The following is a 24,539-nucleotide window of genomic DNA, read 5'->3' as shown; positions in this document are numbered from 1 at the left end:
TAAACAAAAAGTTCACTGCCCATTAATAGGCGACTGAGCTAGCGGTATCATCGAATGTTAATTCGACCGTCTCAGTCAGTATATCTGCATAACTGTAAGAAACTCTTTCAAACGAATTCTCATCTTGATCTAATTGAATCACAAAAACAGAAGGGTACGTTTCAGCTAAAATGCCCGAACGCTCAATTGTTTTTCGGCGGCCTCCGTTAGCCTTTAACGTCAAACGTTTACCTAAGTTACCATCAAGCGATCTTTTGATGTCGGACAAAGTCTTCGCCATTGCATCCACCTCACTGAGATAATTATACAACAACGGCCCATTTTTGTCAAATAAAAATTAAATTATATCAACCAACACGAGCCATTGTCAACAAAATATTTTTGACAAACTTCTACCTTTTCTCCTCCCTATTTTTCTCAAATTCCGGTGAATTATGTATTCATATGAAATTTCTTTTTGAGCATAAAAAAAACCAGACTGAAATCAGTCGGGTTATGTCGATTCATGGTCTCTTTTATATGGCATACCTACCCTTAAAACACCCCTTGTTTCAATCCCTCCGAGACCTTTTTCTCTCGTCAGCGTATTTCGGAGCACATCCCACACGTTGATTCGATCTACAAATGGAGTGAAGCTGATCTTGGCAACAATATAGACGGGGTCAAGTGCATGAATGTTGACACGTGAGGGTGAGCTTGCAAAATTAGCACCTGCTTGAATTAATGATTCAAAATGAGATTGGCAGGCACCTGCAAAGATCACGAGCTGATCTAAATGCGGAACCTTCCTTCTTGCCTTTTGAACCGTTTCAACGAAATGACGAGAATGACGATATGCACCGATATCGTGTACACCGCCCTTTTGTTTAGAATACGCATCATGTCCTGTGATGACCAAAATATCAGGTCGGTATTGATCAATTAATGAATCAATCATGCTTGGCATTTTCTTCTCGTGGCAATGCACACCATACACAGGTACACCGATTCTTTCATATACATCTAAGCATTTCTTTAAGTATGAAGCATCTCCATCTAAATGCAGAACCTTTCCGGGCATATGAAAATACTGCTCCTGATGCTGATATTGTCCAGACGTATAATACTCTTGTTTTTCACGAAGCAGCTGATAATCTTGCCTGAGTAAGTCGAGCGATTCGTTAATTTTCCGTTCATCGTCCTTCTCTCTTGTCAGCTGCTCCTCTTTTTGAATCAAGACCAAATCTGACATCTTCGCATCGGCGATCAGCCTCACTTCATTCCCATGCAAAATGGCGGTGGCTTCGTGCTGGTCTGTCTCATCAATTCGAATGATACGAAACATAATATCCATCTGATAGGATGCCCTCGTCACCATATCTCCTATTTGAAATTGCATGCTTTTCACTCCACAATCAGGCTCTTATCCTGTTGGTATCGTCTTACGCTACACTTGTTCTTCTTTCAGGTGTGTTGTTCTTTCTAGCCTATGCCTGAACAGGTGAAGTGGTGAAAACCAAAAGAAAAAAGCCCTTATGAAAGGGCTTTGTCTTCTTTTCAGCGTGATAGAAAACCTTTGCAGTCTAGGAAGAACGAGCACTGGCACGGAGCGAATTTGACATTCGTGAGCACCAGCGCGCAGGACTGACACCGAATGCGAGGGTTTGTCTACACGCTGAAAAGCCCTTATGAAAGGGCTTTGTGTAAAACATTGGACAAACGGGCAAATTCATCGATTGACAATGATTCACCGCGGCGTTTCCCATCAACCTCAGCTGTTACAAGGGCTTCTTCAATGATGGCTTTATGTTTCTTGCCATCTGGCAGATTGTTCATCAAGTTATTCATCAATGTCTTCCGGCGCTGGCCAAAACTCGCACGAATCAGTTGAAAGAAAAACGTATCATTGTCTACTGAGACCGCAGGCGTTTCACGAACAGTTAGTTTGATTACCGCTGAATCCACATTTGGTTGTGGGACGAAAACCGTTTTCGGCACAACCATGACCGTCTTCGCTTCTGTATAAAATTGCACTGCAATCGACAAAGAGTTGTATTCTTTTGATGAAGGAACAGCAGCCATGCGATCTGCTACTTCTTTTTGCAGCATGACAACGATTCCTTTCAATGGAAGGTTTTCTTCAAGCAATTTCATAATAATTGGTGTCGTCACATAATAAGGAAGGTTTGCTACGACCATTACTTCTTTACAGTCAGCAAACTGTTCTTCAATCACCTTTCTTACATCTGCCTTCAATACGTCTTGATGAATAATGGTGACATTATCATATGGAGAAAGCGTATCGTTTAAAATCGGCAATAGGCGCTGGTCGATTTCAAAAGCCGTGACTTTCTTTGCCCGTTTGGCGAGCTGTTCAGTCAACGCACCGATACCAGGGCCAATTTCAATCACACCTGTCTCATCCGTAATCTCTGCATGATCGACAATGCGATCTAAAATATTCGTATCAATTAAAAAGTTTTGCCCTAAGCTCTTTTTAAAAGAGAAACCGTACTTCTTCAGTATTTCCTTCGTTCTGATGGGCGTGGCAATATCTTTATTCATCGGCTTCCTCCTGCATGACGGTCTTTAAGGCCGCAATAAAATCCTCTTTCGTTATTTGGAACATGTGAAGACGCTTTTGCAGCTGCTTCGCATTTGTATATCCTATATTTAAAAGCATACCTAATCGTTCGCGGCGGCGTTTTGATGCTTCGCCTCCGATAAGGCCTGCGTCAAATAAATCGTCTAACGTAATCTCGCTTTCTGATTCTTCCATTTCCTCATGGACATGAGCAAGGCATTCTCGAATACTATCCAAGGAAGCATGCTCGACACCAATTCCTTTGTCCCGCTTCGCTTTCGCAAGGTGTTTTGGTAAAAAGGCGTGCTTACAGCCAGGGACAGCCTCTGCGATGGTTTTACGGATCTTTTCCCCAGGGAAATCAGGATCAGTTAAAATGATAACCCCCCTCGTCTCCTGAGCAAGACGCACTTGTTGAATGACTGTATCGCCAATGGCAGATCCATTCGTTTCAATCGTATCTGCATCAACTGCCATCTTTACTCTAGCAGTGTCGTCACGACCCTCCACCACAATGATTTCTTTGATTTTCATGTATTCCTCCGCTTGCAAAAACAATCTACATTTTTTTGTCAAAAAATGAAACCTTCCATGCTGTTTTTGCGTCTAATTAATTAGAAAACAGTGCTTCTATTATAACCAAAAAAACAGAGGGTGCGCAAAGCCCTCTGTTCATATAAATGATTTGATGTGTTTATTTGAGCACTCTAATTTTCACTCGTTTATTCCCCCATTGATAAGCTGCCGACTTACTTGGGACGAACACATCAATTTTATTCCCTTTTATAGCAGATCCAGTGTCTGATGCAACGGCATACCCATAGCCTTCCACATACACTTTAGAGCCCAGCGGAATGACACTCGGATCAACTGCTATGACCTTTGCACCTGGATTTGCTTTTAAATTAAAGCCTGTAGACGTTCTGCCCGTACATCCAGCACAGCCCGCTGTATAGGCTGTGGACGTCACATAGAACTCTTTTCCTGACGATTCATTACTTCTTGAAACCGCAGGGGACGCTTTAGGTTCTTTCTTGGACACTTGTGTACCAACGGCCACTAAACGATCCTTACTGTCTTTTGCAGTAACCTCTTTAATTAATTCTTTAGACACCACTTTGCCGTTTTCTTTCACAATGGCATAGTGCTTCTTTAATTTACCTTCTTCACCTTTTTCAAGCACCTTCTCTTTTCCTTTTTCAAGAGATCGATCCTTTTTATGTTTGGTATCAAAAGCAATTTTCTCTTCCACTACATCGGTGACTTTTTCCACCCGAGTGATCTTCACATCTGCGCTTTTTTTAGAAAGGTGACTATGTAACGCAGGTTTGATCTTATCGTGCTTCTTGAGCTTCAGCTCTTGTTGCTTTAAAAAGTCAGCGACCGTAGTCGAAGTGGTCCACACTTTCTTATCCTTTCCTCCATCGTTTAAGCTGACCTGGAAGGCCTGCTGAACCACAAGATCCATATTCTTTTTAATCTTGTCATTCTTTCCTGGAGTTACTTGATCGTGCTTCCCAATATCTATCTTCTCATTCTTCAATAATGCTCCAACCGTCTGATCTGTTGTCCATATCGTTTTCTCTTTCCCATCTAGGGTGAGATGAACCGGTATAGCCGCATCATACACAATGTTCATGTTGTCTTGAATCTTTGTATTTAGACTTGGAGAGATATGATCCTCCGCCCTGGTCCTTATTCCAAGGTCTGAAAGTAGCTGTGCTACTGTCTCTTCATGTGTACGAATTGTCTTCTCTTTGCCATTGATTGAAATGGTAATAGACTGCTTAGTGAGCTCATGCGCACCGTAAGCCGTCCCAGTTCCAGCTAAAAGCAAGCAAGCGACTAGAAATAAAACCTTGCCTTTTCCTAGCTTGACAGAAAACAGATTTTTCATTTTTTGTACGATGAAAAACGCCTCCTTCTCCTCGGAGAGATTATATAGAGTATCTCAAAACCTGTCAACCCTTCCACCCACTGTACAAAAATGCTCGATTGTAAACCTATTATGGGAGATTTTTGGAAGGAAGGGAAGAAAGACTTATCGACAACTTATCCTATGAGGAGGCGCAAACGTGTAGAACTTTTTCGTTATGTTTCACAATTGGACAAGCTTAAACAAGGATTGACATCATATACTGTCAGTTTATACGGAAAACTTTTTTCGCATTTTCTGTTGTCAATGCAGCAAGCTCTTCAAAGCTTATTTCTCGCAATTCAGCAATTTGTTCTGCGATATATTTCACATAGCTCGGCTCATTTCGTTTCCCTCTAAATGGCGCTGGAGTTAAATACGGGCAGTCTGTCTCAATCAGAAGACGATCACTTGGAATATCCTTTACAACTTCTTTCGGTTTTTTCGCATTTTTAAATGTCACAGGTCCACCGAATGAGATATAAAAGTTCATTTCCATACATGCTTTTGCAATTTCGAGGCTCCCAGTAAAACAGTGCATAATTCCTCCGACTTCTGCCGCTCCTTCTTCTTTTAAGATCGTCACTACATCTTCCGTAGCGTCACGGTTATGAATGATAATTGGCAGATTCACTTCTTTTGCAAGAGCAATTTGACGTCTAAAGACTTCTTTTTGCACATCTTTTGGCGACTTGTCCCAATAGTAATCTAGACCCATTTCTCCAATGGCAACAACCTTTTCATGCTGAGATAATTCTTTGATCCAAGCCAAATCTTCATCTGTCATATCAATGGCATCAACAGGATGCCAGCCGATGGCTGCATACATAAAATCATATGCTTCAATTAGCTCCATCGCTCTCGTAATGGTTGGACGATCAAACCCGACCACCACAATCTTCTCTACCTTTTCACTTTTGGCTCTTTCAATCACCTGCTCTAAGTCTTCATTATATTGTTCAGCATTTAAGTGGGCATGTGTGTCAAATAACATGGTTGATTGCTCCTTTCGACAATTCTTCTGAAAAACAAAAGGTGTTCGACGAAATGTTACACGTGGAACACCTTTGTTAAATTATAAAATTTTCGTTCCATTTGCTAGAGATTGATCTACTTCAAGAACCTGCAATTTACCAGTAGTTTCTCCAGTTAAAATCATTCCCTGGGAAATTTCCCCTCTTAGTTTAACTGGTGTGAGATTCGCTACGCAGACGAGCTTCTTCCCTACCAATTCTTCTGGTTGATAATGCTTGGCAATCCCTGAGACAATTTGTCTCTTTTCAAATCCAAAATCAAGCTGAAGCTTTAAGAGACGGTCAGCTTTTTTCACTGGTGCTGCTTCCAATACTTGTGCTACACGAAGGTCAACTTTCGAAAAATCATCGAAGGCAATTTCGGCACCCAGTTCAGGCAATTCAGTTTCTTCTATTTCAACTGACTCTTCTTCTACCTTAGGCGCACTTCCTTGCATCTTCTCTTTAATGTATGCCACTTCTTCTTCAACCTCTAAACGAGGGAACAACGGCTCACCTTTTTGTACCGTCGCTTTTTGAATCGCACCGAAAGAAAGAATGCTTTCCCAGCTTTTGAGTTTCTCTTCTTCAATTCCAAGCTGGAAGAAGATTTTCTCAGGTGTTTTTGTTAAGAATGGCGTTAACAATACAGCTGTGATTCGGAGTGATTCTGCTAAATGGTACATTACAGAATGCAATTCTTTTCGTTTTGTTTCATCCTTCGCTAATACCCAAGGAGCTGTTTGATCAATATATTTATTTGTTCTGCTGATTAATGTCCAAACATTTGAAAGAGCCACCGAGAATTCGAGGTTCTCCATCGCTTCTTCATAAGCTTTCACCGTTTGTTCAGCTACAGCTTTTAGTTCCTCATCAAACTCATTGACTGGACCCTTATAGCTGCTTAATGTACCGTCGAAGTATTTTTGCACCATCGCCACTGTACGGTTAAGTAAGTTCCCTAAATCATTGGCAAGGTCATAGTTTACACGTTCCACGAATCCTTCTGGTGTAAACACACCGTCTGCACCAAATGGTACTTCGCGTAGCAGGTAATAACGAAGAGCATCAAGACCATAGCGATCAATTAACGTAACAGGATCTACTACGTTCCCTTTTGATTTAGACATTTTGCCATCTTTCATGAGCAGCCAGCCATGTGCAAAAATTTGTTTTGGCAACGGCAGATCAAGTGCCATCAGCATAATTGGCCAGTAAATTGTATGGAATCGTACAATTTCTTTCCCGACTAGGTGTACGTTGGCAGGCCAATATTTTTTATATTTTTCATCTTGATCGGTTCCGTAGCCAATCGCTGTTAAGTAGTTGAATAACGCATCAATCCATACATAGATGACGTGCTTCGGATTATTAGGTACTTTAATGCCCCAATCAAAGGTTGTTCTTGATACAGCTAAATCCTCTAACCCCGGTTTAATGAAGTTATTAATCATTTCATTCTTTCTTGATTCAGGCTGAATGAACGACGGGTTCTTTTCGTAATAGTCTAGTAAGCGGTCAGCATACTTACTCATACGGAAGAAATATGATTCCTCTTTAATCAATTCAACAGGGTGTCCACTGTCTGGGCTTTTCCCTCCAATGACTTCCCCTTTCTCATTTCGCTCAACATCAACAAGCTGTGTTTCCGTATAGAATGTTTCATCAGGAATACTGTACCAGCCCTCATATTGATCTAAATAAATATCTCCTTGATCAAGCAGCTTTTGGAAGACTTGTTCAATGATTTTCGTATGTCTTTTTTCCGTTGTACGAATGAAATCATCGTTGGAAATGTCGAGTTTCTTCCATAATGATTTAATGTCAGCAACGACCGGATCTAAATACTCAATCGGTGTAATATTTTGTTCTTCAGCTTTTTGCTGAATTTTTTGTCCGTGCTCATCTGTACCCGTTAAATACATCACATCATAGCCTTGCAGACGTTTATATCGAGCCATGGCATCCCCTGCCACTGTCGTATAAGCATGTCCAATATGTAATTTTCCGCTCGGATAGTAAATTGGTGTAGTCAGATAAAACGTTTTTTTCTTTTCCGGCATGTCGGAACCTCCTGCTTGTGTGTAAATGTCAAAAACTCCCGCCCAATGGACGAGAGCGGTCATCATACTTCATTAAAATGTGTCAGATCATTTCATTATGTTTTGCACTTGTGCTTTCTCTATGATACCATCTTAGCCTTTAAGATCAAGCATATATACATAGAACAGATTGAAATGAACGAAAAAGACGAGTTTTTCGAAAAAAACGACAAACCGCTCGACATTTTGTCGAATATTGTCGTATGAAATCTATTTCCAGATTTACAATTGGCTAAATTAGGGCAAAAGTCTTGTTAATCTGTTATCGTCATTTTTCATATTTTTATAGATAAATTCTGAAAAATCCTTATACACCGGTAGTTTCAAGGTCCTTTGACTTTAAGAGTCATATTTTACAAACAATAGTAAACAAAATGATTGACGATTTATGGAAACCTTGTTATGCTAGGAATGTAAGGAATTTGTCGAATAATGACGAAGATAATATTATATTAAGAATAAGAACTTTTTGGGAGGAGAATGAAGATGAAATCTACAGGTATTGTACGTAAAGTTGACGAATTAGGACGCGTGGTGATTCCAATCGAGCTTCGCCGTACGTTAGGAATCGCAGAAAAAGACGCTTTGGAAATTTATGTTGATGATGAAAAAATTATCTTAAAAAAATATAAACCAAACATGACTTGCCAAGTAACAGGTGAAGTATCAGACGATAACCTTAAACTTGCTAATGGTAAATTAGTTCTTAGCCGTGAAGGTGCAGAGCAAATCATTAACGAAATTCAAAACCAACTTCAATCACAAAAATAAGTTTTATATAAAAAGGTTCTTGCACCGTTTGCAAGAACCTTTCTTTATTGTTCAATATGATACGCATCATAGATCGTCCGCTTTGGCACACCACGTTCAACCGCAGTACGTTTAATAGCCTCTTTTGACGTTAACCCTTCCTCTATGTAATGGATCACGTGCTCTTTTTCAGATAAAGAATTCCACCAAGCTTCTTCATTCAGTTCTTCTTCATCCTGATCATTTCCTTGTACAACGAGACAGAACTCACCACGGATTTGTTGTTCTGTCACCCAGGTCAGCGCGTATTCTAAATCTCCACGAATAAACTCTTCAAATTTCTTTGTCAGTTCTCTCGTAATGGCAATATTCCGGTTCCCCCACACTTCTTTCATCACAGTCAGCGTTTCTTTTAACCGATGGGGCGCTTCATAGAAAACAATTGTTTCTTGGCGTTTCTTCAATGCTTCCAGCTGTTTTTTCTTTTCCTTTTTTTGACGATCAAGAAAACCGTAAAAGAAAAATGGCTGAGGTGCGATTCCTGACGCAATGAGCGCCGTAAGTGCTGCATTTGCACCAGGTAACGGAATGACATAGCCTCCGATGTTCGTAAAGTCGCGAACCACTTCGGCTCCTGGATCAGAGATCGTCGGTAAACCGGCATCGCTCACGAGTGCAATGTTCTTTCCTTCTTTTAACCATTCGATTAACTTATGACCACTGCTATTTTTGTTATGTTCATGATAACTCGTTAATGGGGTATCAATTTCATAGACATGACAAAGCTTTTTCGTTTGTCTCGTATCTTCTGCGGCAATATGGTCTACATCTTTTAACGTTTGTATCGCGCGAAACGTCATATCTTCTAAGTTTCCAATCGGGGTTGGTACGAGATAAAGAATCCCCATTTCTGATTGACCATCAAAGCTTTTCTGTGTCTTTTTCATGTGCCGCCTCCTTTTTGATTCGCTTTTCTTCTATATACATGTCCTTTTTTCGACGTGTCCACGTTTTGAAACGATATTCCTGTTGCATGGCTTCTCTTTTGGTTAAAAAGCATTCGTGGTAATAGAGTTCCACCGGCCGTCTAGCTCTCGTATACTTTGCACCCTTCCCACTATTATGGGTAGTCAGCCTTTTTTGTAAGTCATTTGTATACCCAGCGTACAAACTGCCATCTGCACATTTCAATACATAGAAATAATGACTATGCTTCTCCATACAGTATCGTCCTGATTTCTTTTGTATACTCTTGGTCTTCTCCATAAACAAAAAGCGGCGGGAGGATTTTCAAATCCGGTTTTCCATCTTTCATCCCTTCCACTAAAATGGTATTCGCTTCTTTTCCCTGTTTCGGATATACAAATTGAATTCGTTTTGGCTCAATTCGATATTTCTTCATCATTTCAACAATCTCAAGCAGCCGTCCAGGGCGGTGAACCATTGCCAGTTTGCCTCCTTGCTTTAACAAAGTGGAAGAAACACGAATGACATCTTCTAATGTACAATGTATCTCATGACGTGCGATCGCCAAATACTCATTTTCATTGATTTCATCCTTAGAAGGAGTCTTGAAATATGGCGGATTACAAGTAATCACGTCTACTTTGTGGTTTCCGTACCGTTTAGGCATATCATTTAAATCACCATGGATCAACTCAATCTGCTGCTCCAGTTGATTATGCGCCACACTTCTCTTTGCCATATCAAACAGACGTTCTTGAATTTCAACCCCTGTAATAGAGGCTTTAGATCTCGTCGAAAGCAGCAATGGAACGATGCCATTTCCCGTACAAAGATCAATAATCTCCCCTTTTTGAATCGGCACATACGCAAATTTTGCTAATAACACTGCATCCAATGAAAAGGCGAACACCGTTTTACTTTGAATAATTTTCATATCTTCTGCAAGCAAGTAGTCTAAACGTTCATCTTCTCTTAACGAAACCATGATGTATCCTTTCTTTTCCTGTGAAAAAGGCTCCCGATTCAGCGGAAGCCTTTTCTCATTTTTTATTTAAAAATGACAGACAGAACAAACAGTCTCCCTCTTTCCGAATGCTCCCATAATGTACATTACAAATATGGAAGCCCTCCTGATATAAACGAGCTAGGTTATCATGACCTTCTCCTATATCAGAATGACTTGGCTTCTGGGCAGAATCATGCTCTGCCTCAGACGATTTATCTCGATCGGATTGATCCAGACGTTCACGCAAGTGCTGATTCTCCATCTGCAGCTGGTGATTTTCTTCAATCACTTCACCGATATGATTTTTCAAATCACCTAGCTGGCGATAAAGAGAACCGATTTGTTCTTCTAAATTAATCACCGTATCAAATAGTTCCTTTTTATCCAAGGTGGCACACCTCGTTACTCAGTTGTTTGTGCAGATACAACGCCTTCTTGTATTAATTCTTCCCAAGTATATTCTATCACTTTTTCTTGCCCGGTTAATTCAACTTGCAAAATTCGTTCTAAAATATTAAGCCCTACTACCTTTGCAGAGCCATTAGACGTCTGAATCGTTTCACCGATGTCCGGTAATTGTTCTTTTGCTGTTTCGTACTCATCATTCTCATATTTCAAGCAGCACATCAAACGACCGCAAAGCCCTGAAATTTTGGTAGGGTTTAACGAGAGGTTTTGATCTTTTGCCATTTTAATGGACACAGGTTCAAAATCTCCTAAGAAAGTTGAACAGCAAAGCATACGTCCACACGGACCAATGCCGCCTAGCATTTTTGCCTCGTCTCTTACACCGATTTGACGAAGTTCAATTCTCGTCTTAAAAATAGATGCAAGATCCTTGACCAGCTCACGGAAATCTACTCTGCCATCCGCTGTAAAATAGAAGATGACCTTGTTGCGGTCGAATGTAAATTCGACATCGACCAGTTTCATTTCCAGGCCGTGTTCACTTACTTTCTGAAGACATGTGTCAAAGGCTGCCATCGCTGCTTCTTTGTTCTCCTCAACGATGAGCCGGTCTCGTTCGTCTGCGACGCGAATCACCTTACGTAAAGGGAGAACCACATCGTGTTCATCTACTTTTTTATTGGCGATGACCACTTGCCCGTACTCAACACCTCTGACTGTTTCTACAATGACACAACTATCATTTTCTATATGAAATCCATTAGGATCGAAATAATAGATTTTGCCCGCTTTTTTAAAGCGAACACCAATTACGTTGTACAAGCTTATCCCTCCTGCAACATCAACACCAATTGCTCCATTAGCCCTTGGGCATTCACGTTGGATTGAAGTCTCTTTTTCGCTTCTAATACAGCAAGGATCTGATTCGTCACCATCTGCTGTGTGGAATGCAGCGCGTGCTGCTTCATTGTCTGGAATAAGTCTTGATAAATGACTTTATCTTCATTTCCTATTTGAATCGACAATACATCACGATATATAAATAAAAGCATATCAAGACCAGTTTCTTGAAGGTCTTTCTCTTTGAAAAAAGGCATCCATTGATCTTGTATATAAAAAAATGCATGTTCTTTTCGCTGGTGTAAGACTTCATACAATTTTATCACTTTCGCTCTAGACTCTGCAAACTGATCATTTCGACTTAATTCGAGTGCTTCTGCTAAATTATTGGTTAAATTCGACAAAAGCCTTGCGAGATCCTGAGACACGCCTTCTTGTAAAAGCTGCTGCTCCAAAGATTGCGGCTGCAGCGGCTGAAAGCTAAGCATCTGACATCTTGAAATAATCGTATCCAGCATTTTATGCGATTGTTCAGTGATTAAAATTGCCATCGTTTCCCGGTTGGGCTCCTCTAGGAACTTTAATAAACTGTTCGCAGCATTGACCGTCATTTTGTCCGCATGGAGAATGATATACATTTTCCGATGCGATTCTACGCCTGCTTTTGTAAATTCCTCCTGCAAAGCCTGCACTTGCGCCTTCTTAATTGATTGACCGTCAGGCTGCACTAGATGTAAATCTGGATGGTTGCCAGACTGAATTCTTTTGCAGTTTTGACAGGACTCGCATGGTTTCACTCCTGCTTCCAAACAAAAAAAGCTCTTCGCTAAAAGCATCGCAGCATCTAGCTTTCCTGTCCCTTTTTTTCCTTCAAATAAGTAAGCATGAGCCAGTCGGTCTTTATCAATACTATTAAAAATCAGCCGCATGACGCGCGGCTGTAGATCATTCATGTCATCCCAGCTAATTGCCATGTTATCACTCTCTATGTGTAAAGGTTAATCAATAAACCTTTTATTTCTCCAATACGTTCAAGCAAATCAATCGAGGGTTTCTCTTGATTCATCATATCCTCTGTTAACTCAATCAGCTTTTCATCTAATGCTTTGACTAAAGCGAGTGTTCGTGTGTTGCCATAAATGTCAAAGCTCCTTGATGTCTCTATATTTAATCCATTATCGACTGTTTCTTTTACAAAGCGTTTCACAAGTCCTTTAAACCTAGCCAAATCTTTAAGGTTTCGTGACTTTGTCAGTTTTTTGCCGAAGACTTCGATATCGCTCAGCATGACTGTCAGCTGCTCTAAACGCATTTTTCCACTTTGTGTCTCCATCGATGATTTAAACGATGCTGAAGTTTGGCTTCCTTTCATCGCTTGAAGTTCACGCTTTTCTAAAAGCAGCCGCATATCTTGATTAATTTTCACAGCAACCCATCCTTAAAATTGATGAAATTGTTCAACTGGCAGAATAAAGACGGTAGCTCCACCAACTTCAACCTCAACAGGGTATGGTACATATGAATCTGCATTTCCACCCATTGGTGATACAGGCGCGATCATTTGATCACGTTTACGGCAATTTTCCTTGATTAGCTGTAACGCTTTATCCACTCGGACATCATCGCAACCAATGATAAAAGTCGTGTTCCCAGACTTTAGAAATCCACCAGTCGAAGCTAATTTTGTCACGCCGAATTGATGTTCGGTCAATATTTTCAATAACTTGCTGCTATCTTGATCCTGTACAACGGCAACAATTAATTTCATTTGATTGGCCTCCTTCATTTTAGGCACAGGTGACATGCCGATGTCTTCCTCTATATTATAACAACGATTGGGAATGAGGTCATATTTGATTTTTCTTTAATGTGTCCTGAATCAGCTGAAACACTTCATTAAAGACATCCTGAACAGGCTGAGACGCATCTACTACACGGAATCGTTCTGGTGATTGCGCAATCAGCAGCTCATATCCTTCTCTGACCATTTGATGAAAATTCAATGTTTCCATGTCTAATCGATTTTTTTCTCTTCCTTGATTGGCATCAATTCGCTTTAGACCTTCCTCTGGTGTAATGGAAAAGTAAATGGTCATTTGCGGCATCGTGCCATCAATGGCAAAATCATTAATGGATTTGACTTCTTCAATCCCAAGCCCTCTCGCATAGCCCTGATAAGCAAGGGAGCTGTCGACAAAACGATCACATAAAACAGTTTCCCCCCGCTTCAATGCCGGTTCTACTTTTTCAGCCAAATGCTGCCTTCTAGCTGCTGCATAAAGCAATGCCTCTGTTTTTGCGTCCATTTTTGTATTTTTTTCATTTAAAATGACTTCACGAATTTGCTCTGCAATGTCAATGCCTCCAGGCTCACGTGTCGCCATCACTGCATAGCCTTGACGTTCCATTTCTTCGTACACTTTTCGAATCACTGTCGTTTTTCCAGCACCCTCAGGTCCTTCAAACGTAATAAACATACCGCTCATAGTGTCTCCTCTTCTATATAAACATATAATTTTCTCTGGTGAATCACCTGACTTGCTTGCACATGAACTTGATGCCCAAGCAAGCGGCTTAACGTCGCAATTTGATCTGATTCAATCGGTTCTCCTTTAATCATCAAAGGAATGCCAGGCGGATAGGGAATGACCGATTCTGCACTAATCCGGCCAACTGCTTTTTCGAATGGAACAGCTTCTACATCTCGCTTTTGCTGATCGTCCTCTAAGAAGAGCGATCCCGTTTGAGGCTCTTTTTTTATAAGCAATGAATCACTTTGCTGAAGAGCCTGCTCTATAGCTGTAAAAGGAACGTCCTTTGTCTGCCTTAGACCAAAAACGAGTAAGACTTGATGTTCATCCGCAAGTTCTGGGTGAACCTCCACCGACTCAAGCACCTTTTTGAGTTCATAGCCTGTCAGCCCTTTTGTTGAACGAATGACACATTTTAATGGATCCATAGGTAAAGAGTCAGACTCAACCACTTCGAGATTGGAGATCATATTGAACTGTGCTTTCAGCTTTGCCAAGTCTCTCATGATTTCGTCCATTAACCCTTTTCCCTTCAACTCCTCCACATAAGCTCTCGCCACATCTAACGAAGCCATAATTGGATAGGAAGGTGAACTGCTTTGAAGCATCGTTAATAACGTCTTTATCCGCTTCACATCAATTCGGTCTCCTTGAAGATGGAGATAAGACCCCATCGTCATTGCCGGAAGGGTTTTATGTGCTGATTGTACCACCACGTCTGCTCCATAGGAAAGGGCAGATGGAGGAAAGGCACCGCCTAATACAAAATGAGCACCATGTGCCTCATCAACTAATACAATGATGCCAGCTTCATGACACATTTGAATGAGCCCTGATAAATCAGCTGCATGTCCGTAGTAGTTCGGATATGTCAAAACGATTGCCCGGCAGTTAGGATGTGTCGCCATAGCTTGTTTGACTGTTTCCTCCGTCACATGAGTTGGGACGTGCAAGTGCGGATCACTCTCGGTTTCTAGCATAATAGGTGTCGCTCCCGCAAGCTCAATCGCATGGAACACAGACTTATGACAATTTCGCTGAACGAAAATGCCCTCCCCAGCCCGACACGCAGACATCACCATCGCCAAATTGCCAACGGTTGTGCCATTCACAAGGAAAAAACTTTGTTTAGCTCCATATAGCTTTGCCAATAAATCCTCTGCCTCTTGAACCACCCCAGTCGGATGGTGAAGATCATCTAGACCTTCAAGTTCTGTCACATCCAGCTGAAGAATGGATTCATAATAGGACCGTGCCTCATCAAAAAAGACATCTCCATTGTGATGTCCCGGAACGTGAAAAGAATAGGGCTTCTTTTCCGCATGTTGTGATAATGCTGTATATAAAGGTGTTTTCAAACAAATCGACCCTTTTCACTTAAACGATATCTTATATCTATTATAACGTTCAAACAAGTGAACTGAAAGGTGGATTCTCATTCCTTTATTGGTTTATGATTCACCAGCTTCTGCTCTGCCTCATGCATGCTACTTTTTAATTGAGCTCGTTCTTGGCTCCCATGTTCTTTTACCTGCAACGTTTCCTGCAATGTTTCGGCCAATTGGCGCTGAACCTTTTTCAACGTATCTATAGGCGTTAAGGATGCATCTTCAAGCAGCTGTCCTTGCTGCTTCGATACCTGTTCATATGTTTGCTGGATACGCTGCTCAAGCGCTGAATTGGCTCGCTGCTGAATATGATTGAACGCAATCGACATTTGGTTGATCCATAAAGGAATTGATGCGGAAACAGTTGATTGAATATGATTGGCTAATGTATGGTTTGTATGCTGAATCATTCGAATTTGGGCATTACATTGCAGTGCGATTTGACGGCTCAACAACAAATCATACTTCCGTTCTTTTAATCTCTCCATATATTCTTCTTCATCGACTTCCCGACTCATCAATTGTTCCTCTAATGTCCGATCATGTGACTGTGATTCTGTTAGGGCATGTTGCTCTAACAGCGTCAATTTTGCTTCAACTGCTGCAACCTGTAACGTCATCTCTTGAAAGTATGATTGATTTTCTTCAAATAAACGCTCCAATAACTTATGGTCCGAAATTAGCACGCCTCTGGCGTAACGAAGCCTTGCTGACAATCTCTCTATCTGTGCTTCTGCTTGTTTAAAACGAGATATGATCTCCTGAGTAGAACGCTTTTCTCGCTGAAATAACCTTAAAAAAAAGCCTCGCTTCTTTGGTAATAAATCCTCTGGCTCCACTAAATGCAGTTGCTGTAAAAAAGCTTCTAGAACGTCTCCGATTTGGTCAATATCTTTTTTCTCCACATATTGCATCATTTGTTTTGATTGTTCTAACAATCGTTCCTGCACACGTGTGCCATAGAAAAGCAGTTTTTGTGGATGGTCAGGGATCTTCTCAGCTCGCTGTAGCGCCTCCTGCTTTTCCTCATCAGATAAGGTATCAAACACCCGAAACGGAAGATCTGTAGTAGATGGGGCTGGTGGTATGACTGGATCTTCTGGTTTCATCGAGTTTGACTCCTTTCATATCTATTTTTTAATCATTTTATCGGCCACTTCAAGTTCAATATGAAGTGCTTCTATATCTCTTCCTAAAACTTGCTGTAAATCATTCGTTAATTGCTTTTGCAGTTCAGTCAGCGTGACTCGAGTTTGGCTTAATGTCATTTCAAGCTCATGGCTACGATTCGGCTGATTATACAGCAGTGCATATTTCTCAGTTAATTCAACAACAGAATCCAAACTCTCAAAATAAAACCGCTGTGCATCATAAAACCGGTTCGGTTCCTTTTTTGTTATCGTATAGATGCGTCTGGCAAGCCGAAGAATTTCATAATTATGCTTGATCGTCTGTACGTTCTTCACAGCAAATAAAGCTTTTTTCAAACGAACCAGCTTTTGCGCGGCTTCTTTTAAGTGCTGTTTAATATATACATAATCACTGCGAGACAGTCCGTGTTTCTTCAAAAACAACTGGAAGGCAGCCCATCGGCTTCCTGCAAACATCACACCCCACCCAATCATCGCATACAGTATCGACAATCCAACATGATGATGGAAAACACCAATACTGACAGTTAAAATCACCAGCGAAAAAAGAGTAGAGAGAACGGCCCATACAAATGTGTAAAAAATTGATTTCATGTTCATCGACTCCTATGAATAATCAGGCTCTCTGTTTATCTTATTATTTATTACGGTTGATGTCCAAACTAAGTTCCAAAAAACAGGCCCAATCCCCGATTGCCCATAAAAAAAGACCATCTAATGGTCTATGAATACAAAGGCGGCGTATGAAGATTTTTAAGCTTTCTTACATAATCAGCATAACTAGGATCCGAGGTTGATGTAGAAATTAACTTCCGTTCACAATCTCGGCATAAAAACTGATGATATAAATAAATTCCCTTTGTTTTTTTCTCTTCACAAATCAAACAAATTGCTTCTCGCTCTTTTTTGCTCATTGTGACACCTCCACTTATAGCTTCAGTATGCCCTAGCGCTTTCAATTGTATACAAAATTAAGAATGTTTTAGATGATAGTTTAGTATATGTATCCATGCCAGATCGAGTGTTTGTTCCTTTTTTAAAATACAAAAAAGACCAGTTCCGACTGGAACTGATCCTTTGAAAAGCTTGGCGGCGTCCTACTCTCACAGGGGGAAACCCCCAACTACCATCGGCGCTGAAGAGCTTAACTTCCGTGTTCGGTATGGGAACGGGTGTGACCTCTTCGCTATCGCCACCAAACCTGATGGAGAGAATGTTCTCTCAAAACTAGATAACAATGTTCATTTTTCACATTAGAATATAGGTTAAGTCCTCGATCTATTAGTATCTGTCAGCTCCACGTGTCACCACGCTTCCACCTCAGACCTATCAACCTGATCATCTTTCAGGGATCTTACTTCCTTGCGGAATGGGAAATCTCATCTTGAGGGGGGCTTCATGCTTAGATGCTTTCAGCACTTATCCCGTCCGCACATAGCTACCCAGCGATGCCCTTGGCAGAACAACTGGTACACCAGCGGTGCGTCCATCCCGGTCCTCTCGTACTAAGGACAGCTCCTCTCAAATTTCCTGCGCCCGCGACGGATAGGGACCGAACTGTCTCACGACGTTCTGAACCCAGCTCGCGTACCGCTTTAATGGGCGAACAGCCCAACCCTTGGGACCGACTACAGCCCCAGGATGCGATGAGCCGACATCGAGGTGCCAAACCTCCCCGTCGATGTGGACTCTTGGGGGAGATAAGCCTGTTATCCCCGGGGTAGCTTTTATCCGTTGAGCGATGGCCCTTCCATGCGGAACCACCGGATCACTAAGCCCGACTTTCGTCCCTGCTCGACTTGTAGGTCTCGCAGTCAAGCTCCCTTGTGCCTTTACACTCTGCGAATGATTTCCAACCATTCTGAGGGAACCTTTGGGCGCCTCCGTTACATTTTAGGAGGCGACCGCCCCAGTCAAACTGCCCACCTGACACTGTCTCCCTGCCCGATAAGGGCAGCGGGTTAGAAGGTCAATACAGCCAGGGTAGTATCCCACCGATGCCTCCACCGAAGCTAGCGCTCCGGTTTCCAAGGCTCCTACCTATCCTGTACAAGCTGTACCAACATTCAATATCAGGCTGCAGTAAAGCTCCACGGGGTCTTTCCGTCCTGTCGCGGGTAACCTGCATCTTCACAGGTACTATAATTTCACCGAGTCTCTCGTTGAGACAGTGCCCAGATCGTTGCGCCTTTCGTGCGGGTCGGAACTTACCCGACAAGGAATTTCGCTACCTTAGGACCGTTATAGTTACGGCCGCCGTTTACTGGGGCTTCAATTCGCACCTTCGCTTACGCTAAGCGCTCCTCTTAACCTTCCAGCACCGGGCAGGCGTCAGCCCCTATACTTCGCCTTACGGCTTCGCAGAGACCTGTGTTTTTGCTAAACAGTCGCCTGGGCCTATTCACTGCGGCTTCTCGGGGCTTTAACACCCTAAGAAGCACCCCTTCTCCCGAAGTTACGGGGTCATTTTGCCGAGTTCCTTAACGAGAGTTCTCTCGATCACCTTAGGATTCTCTCCTCGCCTACCTGTGTCGGTTTGCGGTACGGGCACCTCTCACCTCGCTAGAGGCTTTTCTTGGCAGTGTGGAATCAGGAACTTCGCTACTAAATTTCGCTCGCCATCACAGCTCAGCCTTCACGGGAAACGGATTTGCCTATTTCCCAGCCTAACTGCTTGGACGCGGATATCCAATACCGCGCTTACCCTATCCTCCTGCGTCCCCCCATTGCTCAAATGGTGAGGAGGTGGTACAGGAATATCAACCTGTTGTCCATCGCCTACGCCTTTCGGCCTCGGCTTAGGTCCCGACTAACCCTGAGCGGACGAGCCTTCCTCAGGAAACCTTAGGCATTCGGTGGACGGGATTCTCACCCGTCTTTCGCTACTCATACCGGCATTCTCACTTCTAAGCGCTCCACCAGTCCTTCCGGTCTGACTTCACTGCACTTAGAACGCTCTCCTACCACTGTTCGTAAGAACAGTCCGCAGCTTCGGTGATACGTTTAGCCCCGGTACATTTTCGGCGCAGAGTCACTCGACCAGTGAGCTATTACGCACTCTTTAAATGGTGGCTGCTTCTAAGCCAACATCCTGGTTGTCTAAGCAACTCCACATCCTTTTCCACTTAACGTATACTTTGGGACCTTAGCTGGCGGTCTGGGCTGTTTCCCTTTCGACTACGGATCTTATCACTCGCAGTCTGACTCCCAAGGATAAGTCATCGGCATTCGGAGTTTGACTGAATTCGGTAACCCGGTAGGGGCCCCTAGTCCAATCAGTGCTCTACCTCCGAGACTCTTACCTTGAGGCTAGCCCTAAAGCTATTTCGGAGAGAACCAGCTATCTCCAGGTTCGATTGGCATTTCACCCCTACCCACACCTCATCCCCGCACTTTTCAACGTGCGTGGGTTCGGGCCTCCATTCAGTGTTACCTGAACTTCACCCTGGACATGGGTAGATCACCTGGTTTCGGGTCTACGACCACGTACTCATGCGCCCTATTCAGACTCGCTTTCGCTGCGGCTCCGCATCTTCTGCTTAACCTTGCACGGGATCGTAACTCGCCGGTTCATTCTACAAAAGGCACGCCATCACCCGTTAACGGGCTCTGACTACTTGTAGGCACACGGTTTCAGGATCTATTTCACTCCCCTTCCGGGGTGCTTTTCACCTTTCCCTCACGGTACTGGTTCACTATCGGTCACTAGGGAGTATTTAGCCTTGGGAGATGGTCCTCCCGGATTCCGACGGAATTTCACGTGTTCCGCCGTACTCAGGATCCACTCTGGAGAGAACAACATTTCAGTTACAGGGCTGTTACCTTCTTTGGCGGGCCTTTCCAGACCTCTTCGCTTATATCGTTCCTTTGTAACTCCGTATAGAGTGTCCTACAACCCCAAGAGGCAAGCCTCTTGGTTTGGGCTGTTCCCGTTTCGCTCGCCGCTACTCAGGGAATCGCATTTGCTTTCTCTTCCTCCGGGTACTTAGATGTTTCAGTTCCCCGGGTATGCCTTCTCATACTCTATGTATTCAAGTATGGATACTACTCCATTACGAGCAGTGGGTTTCCCCATTCGGAAATCTCCGGATCAAAGCTTGCTTACAGCTCCCCGAAGCATATCGGTGTTCGTCCCGTCCTTCATCGGCTCCTAGTGCCAAGGCATCCACCGTGCGCCCTTTCTAACTTAACCATTTCTTACTTTAGAAAGAATCACTATGTGTGATGAACTTTGCATTGCATTCAATGTGAATGTATTACTTATTGTTATCTAGTTTTCAAAGAACACGTTGGTGGAGCCTAGCGGGATCGAACCGCTGACCTCCTGCGTGCAAGGCAGGCGCTCTCCCAGCTGAGCTAAGGCCCCGATTTAATAGAAGATGGTGGGCCTGAGTGGACTCGAACCACCGACCTCACGCTTATCAGGCGTGCGCTCTAACCAGCTGAGCTACAGGCCCATCTTTCATATCGAAGATATGATGTTGTAGGATCTTTTGCAAGTTCCTTCAAAACTAAACAAGACGAAAAACGTACGCTGCTCCATATATCCTTAGAAAGGAGGTGATCCAGCCGCACCTTCCGATACGGCTACCTTGTTACGACTTCACCCCAATCATCTGCCCCACCTTCGGCGGCTGGCTCCATAAAGGTTACCTCACCGACTTCGGGTGTTGCAAACTCTCGTGGTGTGACGGGCGGTGTGTACAAGGCCCGGGAACGTATTCACCGCGGCATGCTGATCCGCGATTACTAGCGATTCCAGCTTCACGCAGTCGAGTTGCAGACTGCGATCCGAACTGAGAACAGATTTGTGGGATTGGCTAAACCTTGCGGTCTCGCAGCCCTTTGTTCTGTCCATTGTAGCACGTGTGTAGCCCAGGTCATAAGGGGCATGATGATTTGACGTCATCCCCACCTTCCTCCGGTTTGTCACCGGCAGTCACCTTAGAGTGCCCAACTGAATGCTGGCAACTAAGATCAAGGGTTGCGCTCGTTGCGGGACTTAACCCAACATCTCACGACACGAGCTGACGACAACCATGCACCACCTGTCACTCTGTCCCCGAAGGGAAAGCCCTATCTCTAGGGTTGTCAGAGGATGTCAAGACCTGGTAAGGTTCTTCGCGTTGCTTCGAATTAAACCACATGCTCCACCGCTTGTGCGGGCCCCCGTCAATTCCTTTGAGTTTCAGTCTTGCGACCGTACTCCCCAGGCGGAGTGCTTAATGCGTTAGCTGCAGCACTAAGGGGCGGAAACCCCCTAACACTTAGCACTCATCGTTTACGGCGTGGACTACCAGGGTATCTAATCCTGTTCGCTCCCCACGCTTTCGCTCCTCAGCGTCAGTTACAGACCAGAGAGTCGCCTTCGCCACTGGTGTTCCTCCACATCTCTACGCATTTCACCGCTACACGTGGAATTCCACTCTCCTCTTCTGCACTCAAGTTTCCCAGTTTCCAATGACCCTCCCCGGTTGAGCCGGGGGCTTTCACATCAGACTTAAGAAACCGCCTGCGAGCCCTTTACGCCCAATAATTCCGGACAACGCTTGCCACCTACGTATTACCGCGGCTGCTGGCACGTAGTTAGCCGTGGCTTTCTGGTTAGGTACCGTCAAGGTGCAAGCAGTTACTCTTGCACTTGTTCTTCCCTAACAACAGAGCTTTACGATCCGAAAACCTTCATCACTCACGCGGCGTTGCTCCGTCAGACTTTCGTCCATTGCGGAAGATTCCCTACTGCTGCCTCCCGTAGGAGTCTGGGCCGTGTCTCAGTCCCAGTGTGGCCGATCACCCTCTCAGGTCGGCTACGCATCGTCGCCTTGGTGAGCCGTTACCTCACCAACTAGCTAATGCGCCGCGGGTCCATCTGTAAGTGACAGCCGAAACCGTCTTTCATCCTTGAACCATGCGGTTCAAGGAACTATCCGGTATTAGCTCCGGTTTCCCGGAGTTATCCCAGTCTTACAGGCAGGTTACCCACGTGTTACTCACCCGTCCGCCGCTAACATCCGGGAGCAAGCTCCCTTCTGTCCGCTCGACTTGCATGTATTAGGCACGCCGCCAGCGTTCGTCCTGAGCCAGGATCAAACTCTCCGAAAAAGTACAAAACCGAAGTTTTGCTTTTCGCCAGTTTGACTGACTACCTATGATGTATCATAGGATTTTTTATAAAAACTCGAATTAACAGGTACGTTTTGTCTTGTTTAGTTTTCAAAGAACTTGTTTACCGCTTCAGAAGCGACTAGAACATCTTATCACATCCAAGTTGTTAGTGTCAACAACTTTTTTGTTATTATGTTTTTTCGTTTCTTCGTCATCAGCGACGTATATTAATTTACCACCATATATAATCAAAGTCAACAATATTTTGCATTAAATAATAAACTTTTCAATTACGACTAAAGCTGCTACACCTGGAATGCCCAACAAACCACTAATTCCGCTCGTTACAGGGTTAATGGAAACATGAAGCCCTAAACTCTCGCCGAATAAATTGAGACAAAATAAAAAAAGAGCACCTGCGACAAATTTTATTCCGATAAACCCTAACCATTTGAATGGATTCGCTTGAACACCCGACATAAACAACAATAAAACAGCTAACAAAATTGAACCAATCACAATAACAGGTTCCATAATCCTCTCATCTCCTCTTCATATGAATAGTACAAGCATATGAGAGGATTATGGAAAATAGACCTGCTATCTCCAGTTGTTTAAACGTAAATTTCTCTTTTTCGCTTCTCTCAGATAGAAAAAGTACTTCGCTTGAGCAAGCTTTAATTCGAATAGAATGTCCGGTGAAGGCTCAACGCTATTTGCGACAAGCTTTTTTTGTCTGTTCCATTCTTCCTTTTGCTTAAAAAGCTGTTGAATTAATATCTCATCGAATTCTTTTCGAATTGATTTTCTGCGAAGAAAACCCATGTACCGTACTTCTCCTTCCTACATCTCACGTCTGCCTTCTAGAGCCTTAGAAAGTGTGACTTCATCCGCATACTCTAAATCTCCACCTACTGGGAGTCCGTGAGCAATGCGAGAGAGTTTAATTCCTGATGGTTTCAACAATCTAGAGATATACATGGCTGTCGCTTCTCCCTCAATGTTTGGGTTGGTTGCAAGAATGACCTCTGTGACTTGATCGTCTTGCAATCTTTTTAATAGGTCAGGAATTTTAATATCCTCTGGTCCAATTCCGTCCATTGGTGAAATAGCACCATGAAGCACATGATATAAGCCGTTGTATTCTTTCATTTTTTCCATTGCGATCACATCTTTTGGATTCTGCACGACACAGATCACAGATTGATCTCTTCTTGTATCTTCACAAATATAGCAAGGATCCTGGTCGGTGATATGTCCGCAAACAGAACAATAAGTTAAATTACGCTTTGCATTAACAAGTGCCTTCGCAAAATCCAGCACGACATCTTCTTGCATACTAAGAACAAAAAAAGCCAGACGGACCGCAGTTTTAGGTCCGATTCCTGGCAATTTCATAAAGCTATCAATCAGCTTTGATATTGGTTCAGGATATTGCATCTTCAGTTATTCCTCCTAGAATAAACCTGGCATGTTCATTCCTTTTGTGAATTGACCCATTGTTTCATTTGTTAGTTCATCAACTTTTTTCAATGCATCATTTGTTGCTGCAAGTACAAGATCTTGAAGCATATCGATGTCTTCAGGATCAACAACTTCTTCATTAATCGCCACATCAACGACTTCTTTTTGTCCATTTACTTTTACAGTGACCATGCCGCCACCTGCCGTACCTTCAAGGACTTTTTCTGCAAGCTCTTCTTGAGCCTTAGCCATATCCTTCTGCATTTTTTGCATTTGTTTCATCATTTTTTGCATATTTCCCATTCCACCGCGCATATGAACACCACTCTCTTTCAAA

General features: G+C 43.0%; 25 protein-coding genes, 2 tRNA genes and 3 rRNA genes. 1 reads left to right on the top strand and 29 read right to left on the bottom strand.

Annotated elements, in window-relative coordinates:
- Window positions 1–22: 22 nt before the first annotated feature.
- From veg to metG, 7 genes are all read right to left on the bottom strand, one after another.
- Window positions 23–280: a biofilm formation stimulator Veg gene (gene veg, locus MHI20_RS13395; protein WP_003217979.1), complete on the bottom strand. Its 258-nt coding sequence runs from the start codon at window positions 278–280 to the stop codon at window positions 23–25.
- 213 nt (window positions 281–493) lie between these two features.
- A complete protein-coding gene (gene yabG, locus MHI20_RS13390) occupies window positions 494–1,378 on the bottom strand; it encodes a sporulation peptidase YabG (protein WP_007496216.1) in 885 nt (294 codons plus the stop codon).
- Window positions 1,379–1,665: 287 nt separating this feature from the next.
- Window positions 1,666–2,544, bottom strand: coding sequence for a 16S rRNA (adenine(1518)-N(6)/adenine(1519)-N(6))-dimethyltransferase RsmA (rsmA, locus tag MHI20_RS13385; RefSeq protein WP_008341873.1), 879 nt, complete (start codon window positions 2,542–2,544; stop codon window positions 1,666–1,668).
- Complete coding sequence (gene rnmV, locus MHI20_RS13380; protein ID WP_024719356.1) at window positions 2,537–3,097, bottom strand: ribonuclease M5; 561 nt, start codon at window positions 3,095–3,097, stop codon at window positions 2,537–2,539. Before rnmV ends, rsmA begins: the two co-directional genes overlap by 8 nt.
- Before the next feature lie 160 nt (window positions 3,098–3,257).
- Window positions 3,258–4,460: a G5 and 3D domain-containing protein gene (locus tag MHI20_RS13375; protein WP_007496219.1), complete on the bottom strand. Its 1,203-nt coding sequence runs from the start codon at window positions 4,458–4,460 to the stop codon at window positions 3,258–3,260.
- 244 nt (window positions 4,461–4,704) lie between these two features.
- Window positions 4,705–5,472 carry a TatD family hydrolase gene (locus MHI20_RS13370; protein WP_017359325.1) on the bottom strand — a complete coding sequence of 256 codons (768 nt, stop codon included), beginning with the start codon at window positions 5,470–5,472 and terminating at the stop codon, window positions 4,705–4,707.
- A gap of 81 nt (window positions 5,473–5,553) precedes the next feature.
- Window positions 5,554–7,554: a methionine--tRNA ligase gene (gene metG / locus MHI20_RS13365; protein WP_135009444.1), complete on the bottom strand. Its 2,001-nt coding sequence runs from the start codon at window positions 7,552–7,554 to the stop codon at window positions 5,554–5,556.
- A 519-nt stretch (window positions 7,555–8,073) separates the two neighbouring features.
- Here metG and MHI20_RS13360 point away from each other — a divergent pair.
- Window positions 8,074–8,364 (top strand): AbrB/MazE/SpoVT family DNA-binding domain-containing protein, encoded by a 291-nt coding sequence (locus MHI20_RS13360; protein WP_087975202.1) that lies wholly within the window; start codon window positions 8,074–8,076, stop codon window positions 8,362–8,364.
- Between the two features lie 44 nt (window positions 8,365–8,408).
- Here MHI20_RS13360 and rsmI read toward each other — a convergent pair whose 3' ends face one another.
- From rsmI to MHI20_RS13250, 22 genes are all read right to left on the bottom strand, one after another.
- The gene (gene rsmI, locus MHI20_RS13355) at window positions 8,409–9,290 is read right to left on the bottom strand and encodes a 16S rRNA (cytidine(1402)-2'-O)-methyltransferase (protein ID WP_340938916.1); all 882 of its coding nucleotides are present in this window, start codon (window positions 9,288–9,290) and stop codon (window positions 8,409–8,411) included.
- Window positions 9,265–9,564, bottom strand: coding sequence for a GIY-YIG nuclease family protein (locus MHI20_RS13350; protein WP_178896440.1), 300 nt, complete (start codon window positions 9,562–9,564; stop codon window positions 9,265–9,267). The genes rsmI and MHI20_RS13350 overlap by 26 nt, the downstream gene beginning before the upstream one ends.
- On the bottom strand, window positions 9,551–10,294 hold the full coding sequence (locus MHI20_RS13345) for a tRNA1(Val) (adenine(37)-N6)-methyltransferase (protein ID WP_017359328.1): 744 nt from the start codon (window positions 10,292–10,294) through the stop codon (window positions 9,551–9,553). The genes MHI20_RS13350 and MHI20_RS13345 overlap by 14 nt, the downstream gene beginning before the upstream one ends.
- Window positions 10,295–10,349: 55 nt before the next feature.
- Complete coding sequence (yabA, locus tag MHI20_RS13340) at window positions 10,350–10,703, bottom strand: DNA replication initiation control protein YabA (protein WP_007496228.1); 354 nt, start codon at window positions 10,701–10,703, stop codon at window positions 10,350–10,352.
- A gap of 14 nt (window positions 10,704–10,717) precedes the next feature.
- On the bottom strand, window positions 10,718–11,545 hold the full coding sequence (locus tag MHI20_RS13335) for a PSP1 domain-containing protein (RefSeq protein ID WP_024719352.1): 828 nt from the start codon (window positions 11,543–11,545) through the stop codon (window positions 10,718–10,720).
- Window positions 11,546–11,547: 2 nt separating this feature from the next.
- Window positions 11,548–12,537 (bottom strand): DNA polymerase III subunit delta', encoded by a 990-nt coding sequence (gene holB / locus MHI20_RS13330; RefSeq protein WP_041506542.1) that lies wholly within the window; start codon window positions 12,535–12,537, stop codon window positions 11,548–11,550.
- An 11-nt stretch (window positions 12,538–12,548) separates the two neighbouring features.
- Window positions 12,549–12,989, bottom strand: coding sequence for a YaaR family protein (locus MHI20_RS13325; protein WP_008341898.1), 441 nt, complete (start codon window positions 12,987–12,989; stop codon window positions 12,549–12,551).
- Window positions 12,990–13,001: 12 nt separating this feature from the next.
- Complete coding sequence (locus tag MHI20_RS13320) at window positions 13,002–13,331, bottom strand: cyclic-di-AMP receptor (RefSeq protein ID WP_012008640.1); 330 nt, start codon at window positions 13,329–13,331, stop codon at window positions 13,002–13,004.
- A gap of 79 nt (window positions 13,332–13,410) precedes the next feature.
- Window positions 13,411–14,049 carry a dTMP kinase gene (gene tmk / locus MHI20_RS13315; RefSeq protein WP_007496237.1) on the bottom strand — a complete coding sequence of 213 codons (639 nt, stop codon included), beginning with the start codon at window positions 14,047–14,049 and terminating at the stop codon, window positions 13,411–13,413.
- Entirely contained in the window at window positions 14,046–15,452 is a 1,407-nt protein-coding gene (locus MHI20_RS13310) for an aminotransferase class I/II-fold pyridoxal phosphate-dependent enzyme (protein WP_340938904.1), read from the bottom strand. Before MHI20_RS13310 ends, tmk begins: the two co-directional genes overlap by 4 nt.
- 77 nt (window positions 15,453–15,529) lie before the next feature.
- Window positions 15,530–16,591 (bottom strand): toxic anion resistance protein, encoded by a 1,062-nt coding sequence (locus MHI20_RS13305; protein WP_039170312.1) that lies wholly within the window; start codon window positions 16,589–16,591, stop codon window positions 15,530–15,532.
- Window positions 16,592–16,612: 21 nt separating this feature from the next.
- On the bottom strand, window positions 16,613–17,227 hold the full coding sequence (locus MHI20_RS13300) for a 5-bromo-4-chloroindolyl phosphate hydrolysis family protein (RefSeq protein ID WP_039170309.1): 615 nt from the start codon (window positions 17,225–17,227) through the stop codon (window positions 16,613–16,615).
- A gap of 128 nt (window positions 17,228–17,355) precedes the next feature.
- Complete coding sequence (locus MHI20_RS13295) at window positions 17,356–17,547, bottom strand: sigma factor G inhibitor Gin (RefSeq protein WP_017359334.1); 192 nt, start codon at window positions 17,545–17,547, stop codon at window positions 17,356–17,358.
- Between the two features lie 170 nt (window positions 17,548–17,717).
- Window positions 17,718–17,833, bottom strand: a 5S ribosomal RNA gene (rrf, locus tag MHI20_RS13290).
- Window positions 17,834–17,894: 61 nt separating this feature from the next.
- Window positions 17,895–20,825, bottom strand: a 23S ribosomal RNA gene (locus tag MHI20_RS13285).
- A 98-nt stretch (window positions 20,826–20,923) separates the two neighbouring features.
- Window positions 20,924–20,999, bottom strand: a tRNA-Ala gene (locus MHI20_RS13280).
- Between the two features lie 14 nt (window positions 21,000–21,013).
- Window positions 21,014–21,090 (bottom strand) — tRNA-Ile (locus MHI20_RS13275).
- A 96-nt stretch (window positions 21,091–21,186) separates the two neighbouring features.
- A 16S ribosomal RNA gene (locus tag MHI20_RS13270) occupies window positions 21,187–22,735 on the bottom strand.
- Together the 16S, 23S and 5S rRNA genes with 2 tRNA genes alongside form the textbook arrangement of a ribosomal RNA operon.
- A gap of 273 nt (window positions 22,736–23,008) precedes the next feature.
- Window positions 23,009–23,272 (bottom strand): pro-sigmaK processing inhibitor BofA family protein, encoded by a 264-nt coding sequence (locus MHI20_RS13265; protein ID WP_024719581.1) that lies wholly within the window; start codon window positions 23,270–23,272, stop codon window positions 23,009–23,011.
- A gap of 66 nt (window positions 23,273–23,338) precedes the next feature.
- Window positions 23,339–23,563 (bottom strand): YaaL family protein, encoded by a 225-nt coding sequence (locus tag MHI20_RS13260; protein WP_008342008.1) that lies wholly within the window; start codon window positions 23,561–23,563, stop codon window positions 23,339–23,341.
- Between the two features lie 18 nt (window positions 23,564–23,581).
- Window positions 23,582–24,178, bottom strand: coding sequence for a recombination protein RecR (gene recR / locus MHI20_RS13255; protein WP_340938896.1), 597 nt, complete (start codon window positions 24,176–24,178; stop codon window positions 23,582–23,584).
- A 15-nt stretch (window positions 24,179–24,193) separates the two neighbouring features.
- Window positions 24,194–24,517 (bottom strand): YbaB/EbfC family nucleoid-associated protein, encoded by a 324-nt coding sequence (locus tag MHI20_RS13250; protein ID WP_008342011.1) that lies wholly within the window; start codon window positions 24,515–24,517, stop codon window positions 24,194–24,196.
- Window positions 24,518–24,539: the final 22 nt, after the last annotated feature.

The organism is Bacillus sp. FSL K6-1106, from assembly GCF_038005245.1.
Lineage (GTDB): Bacteria > Bacillota > Bacilli > Bacillales > Bacillaceae > Bacillus > Bacillus altitudinis.
This window is presented reverse-complemented; position numbering and strand designations above follow the sequence as displayed.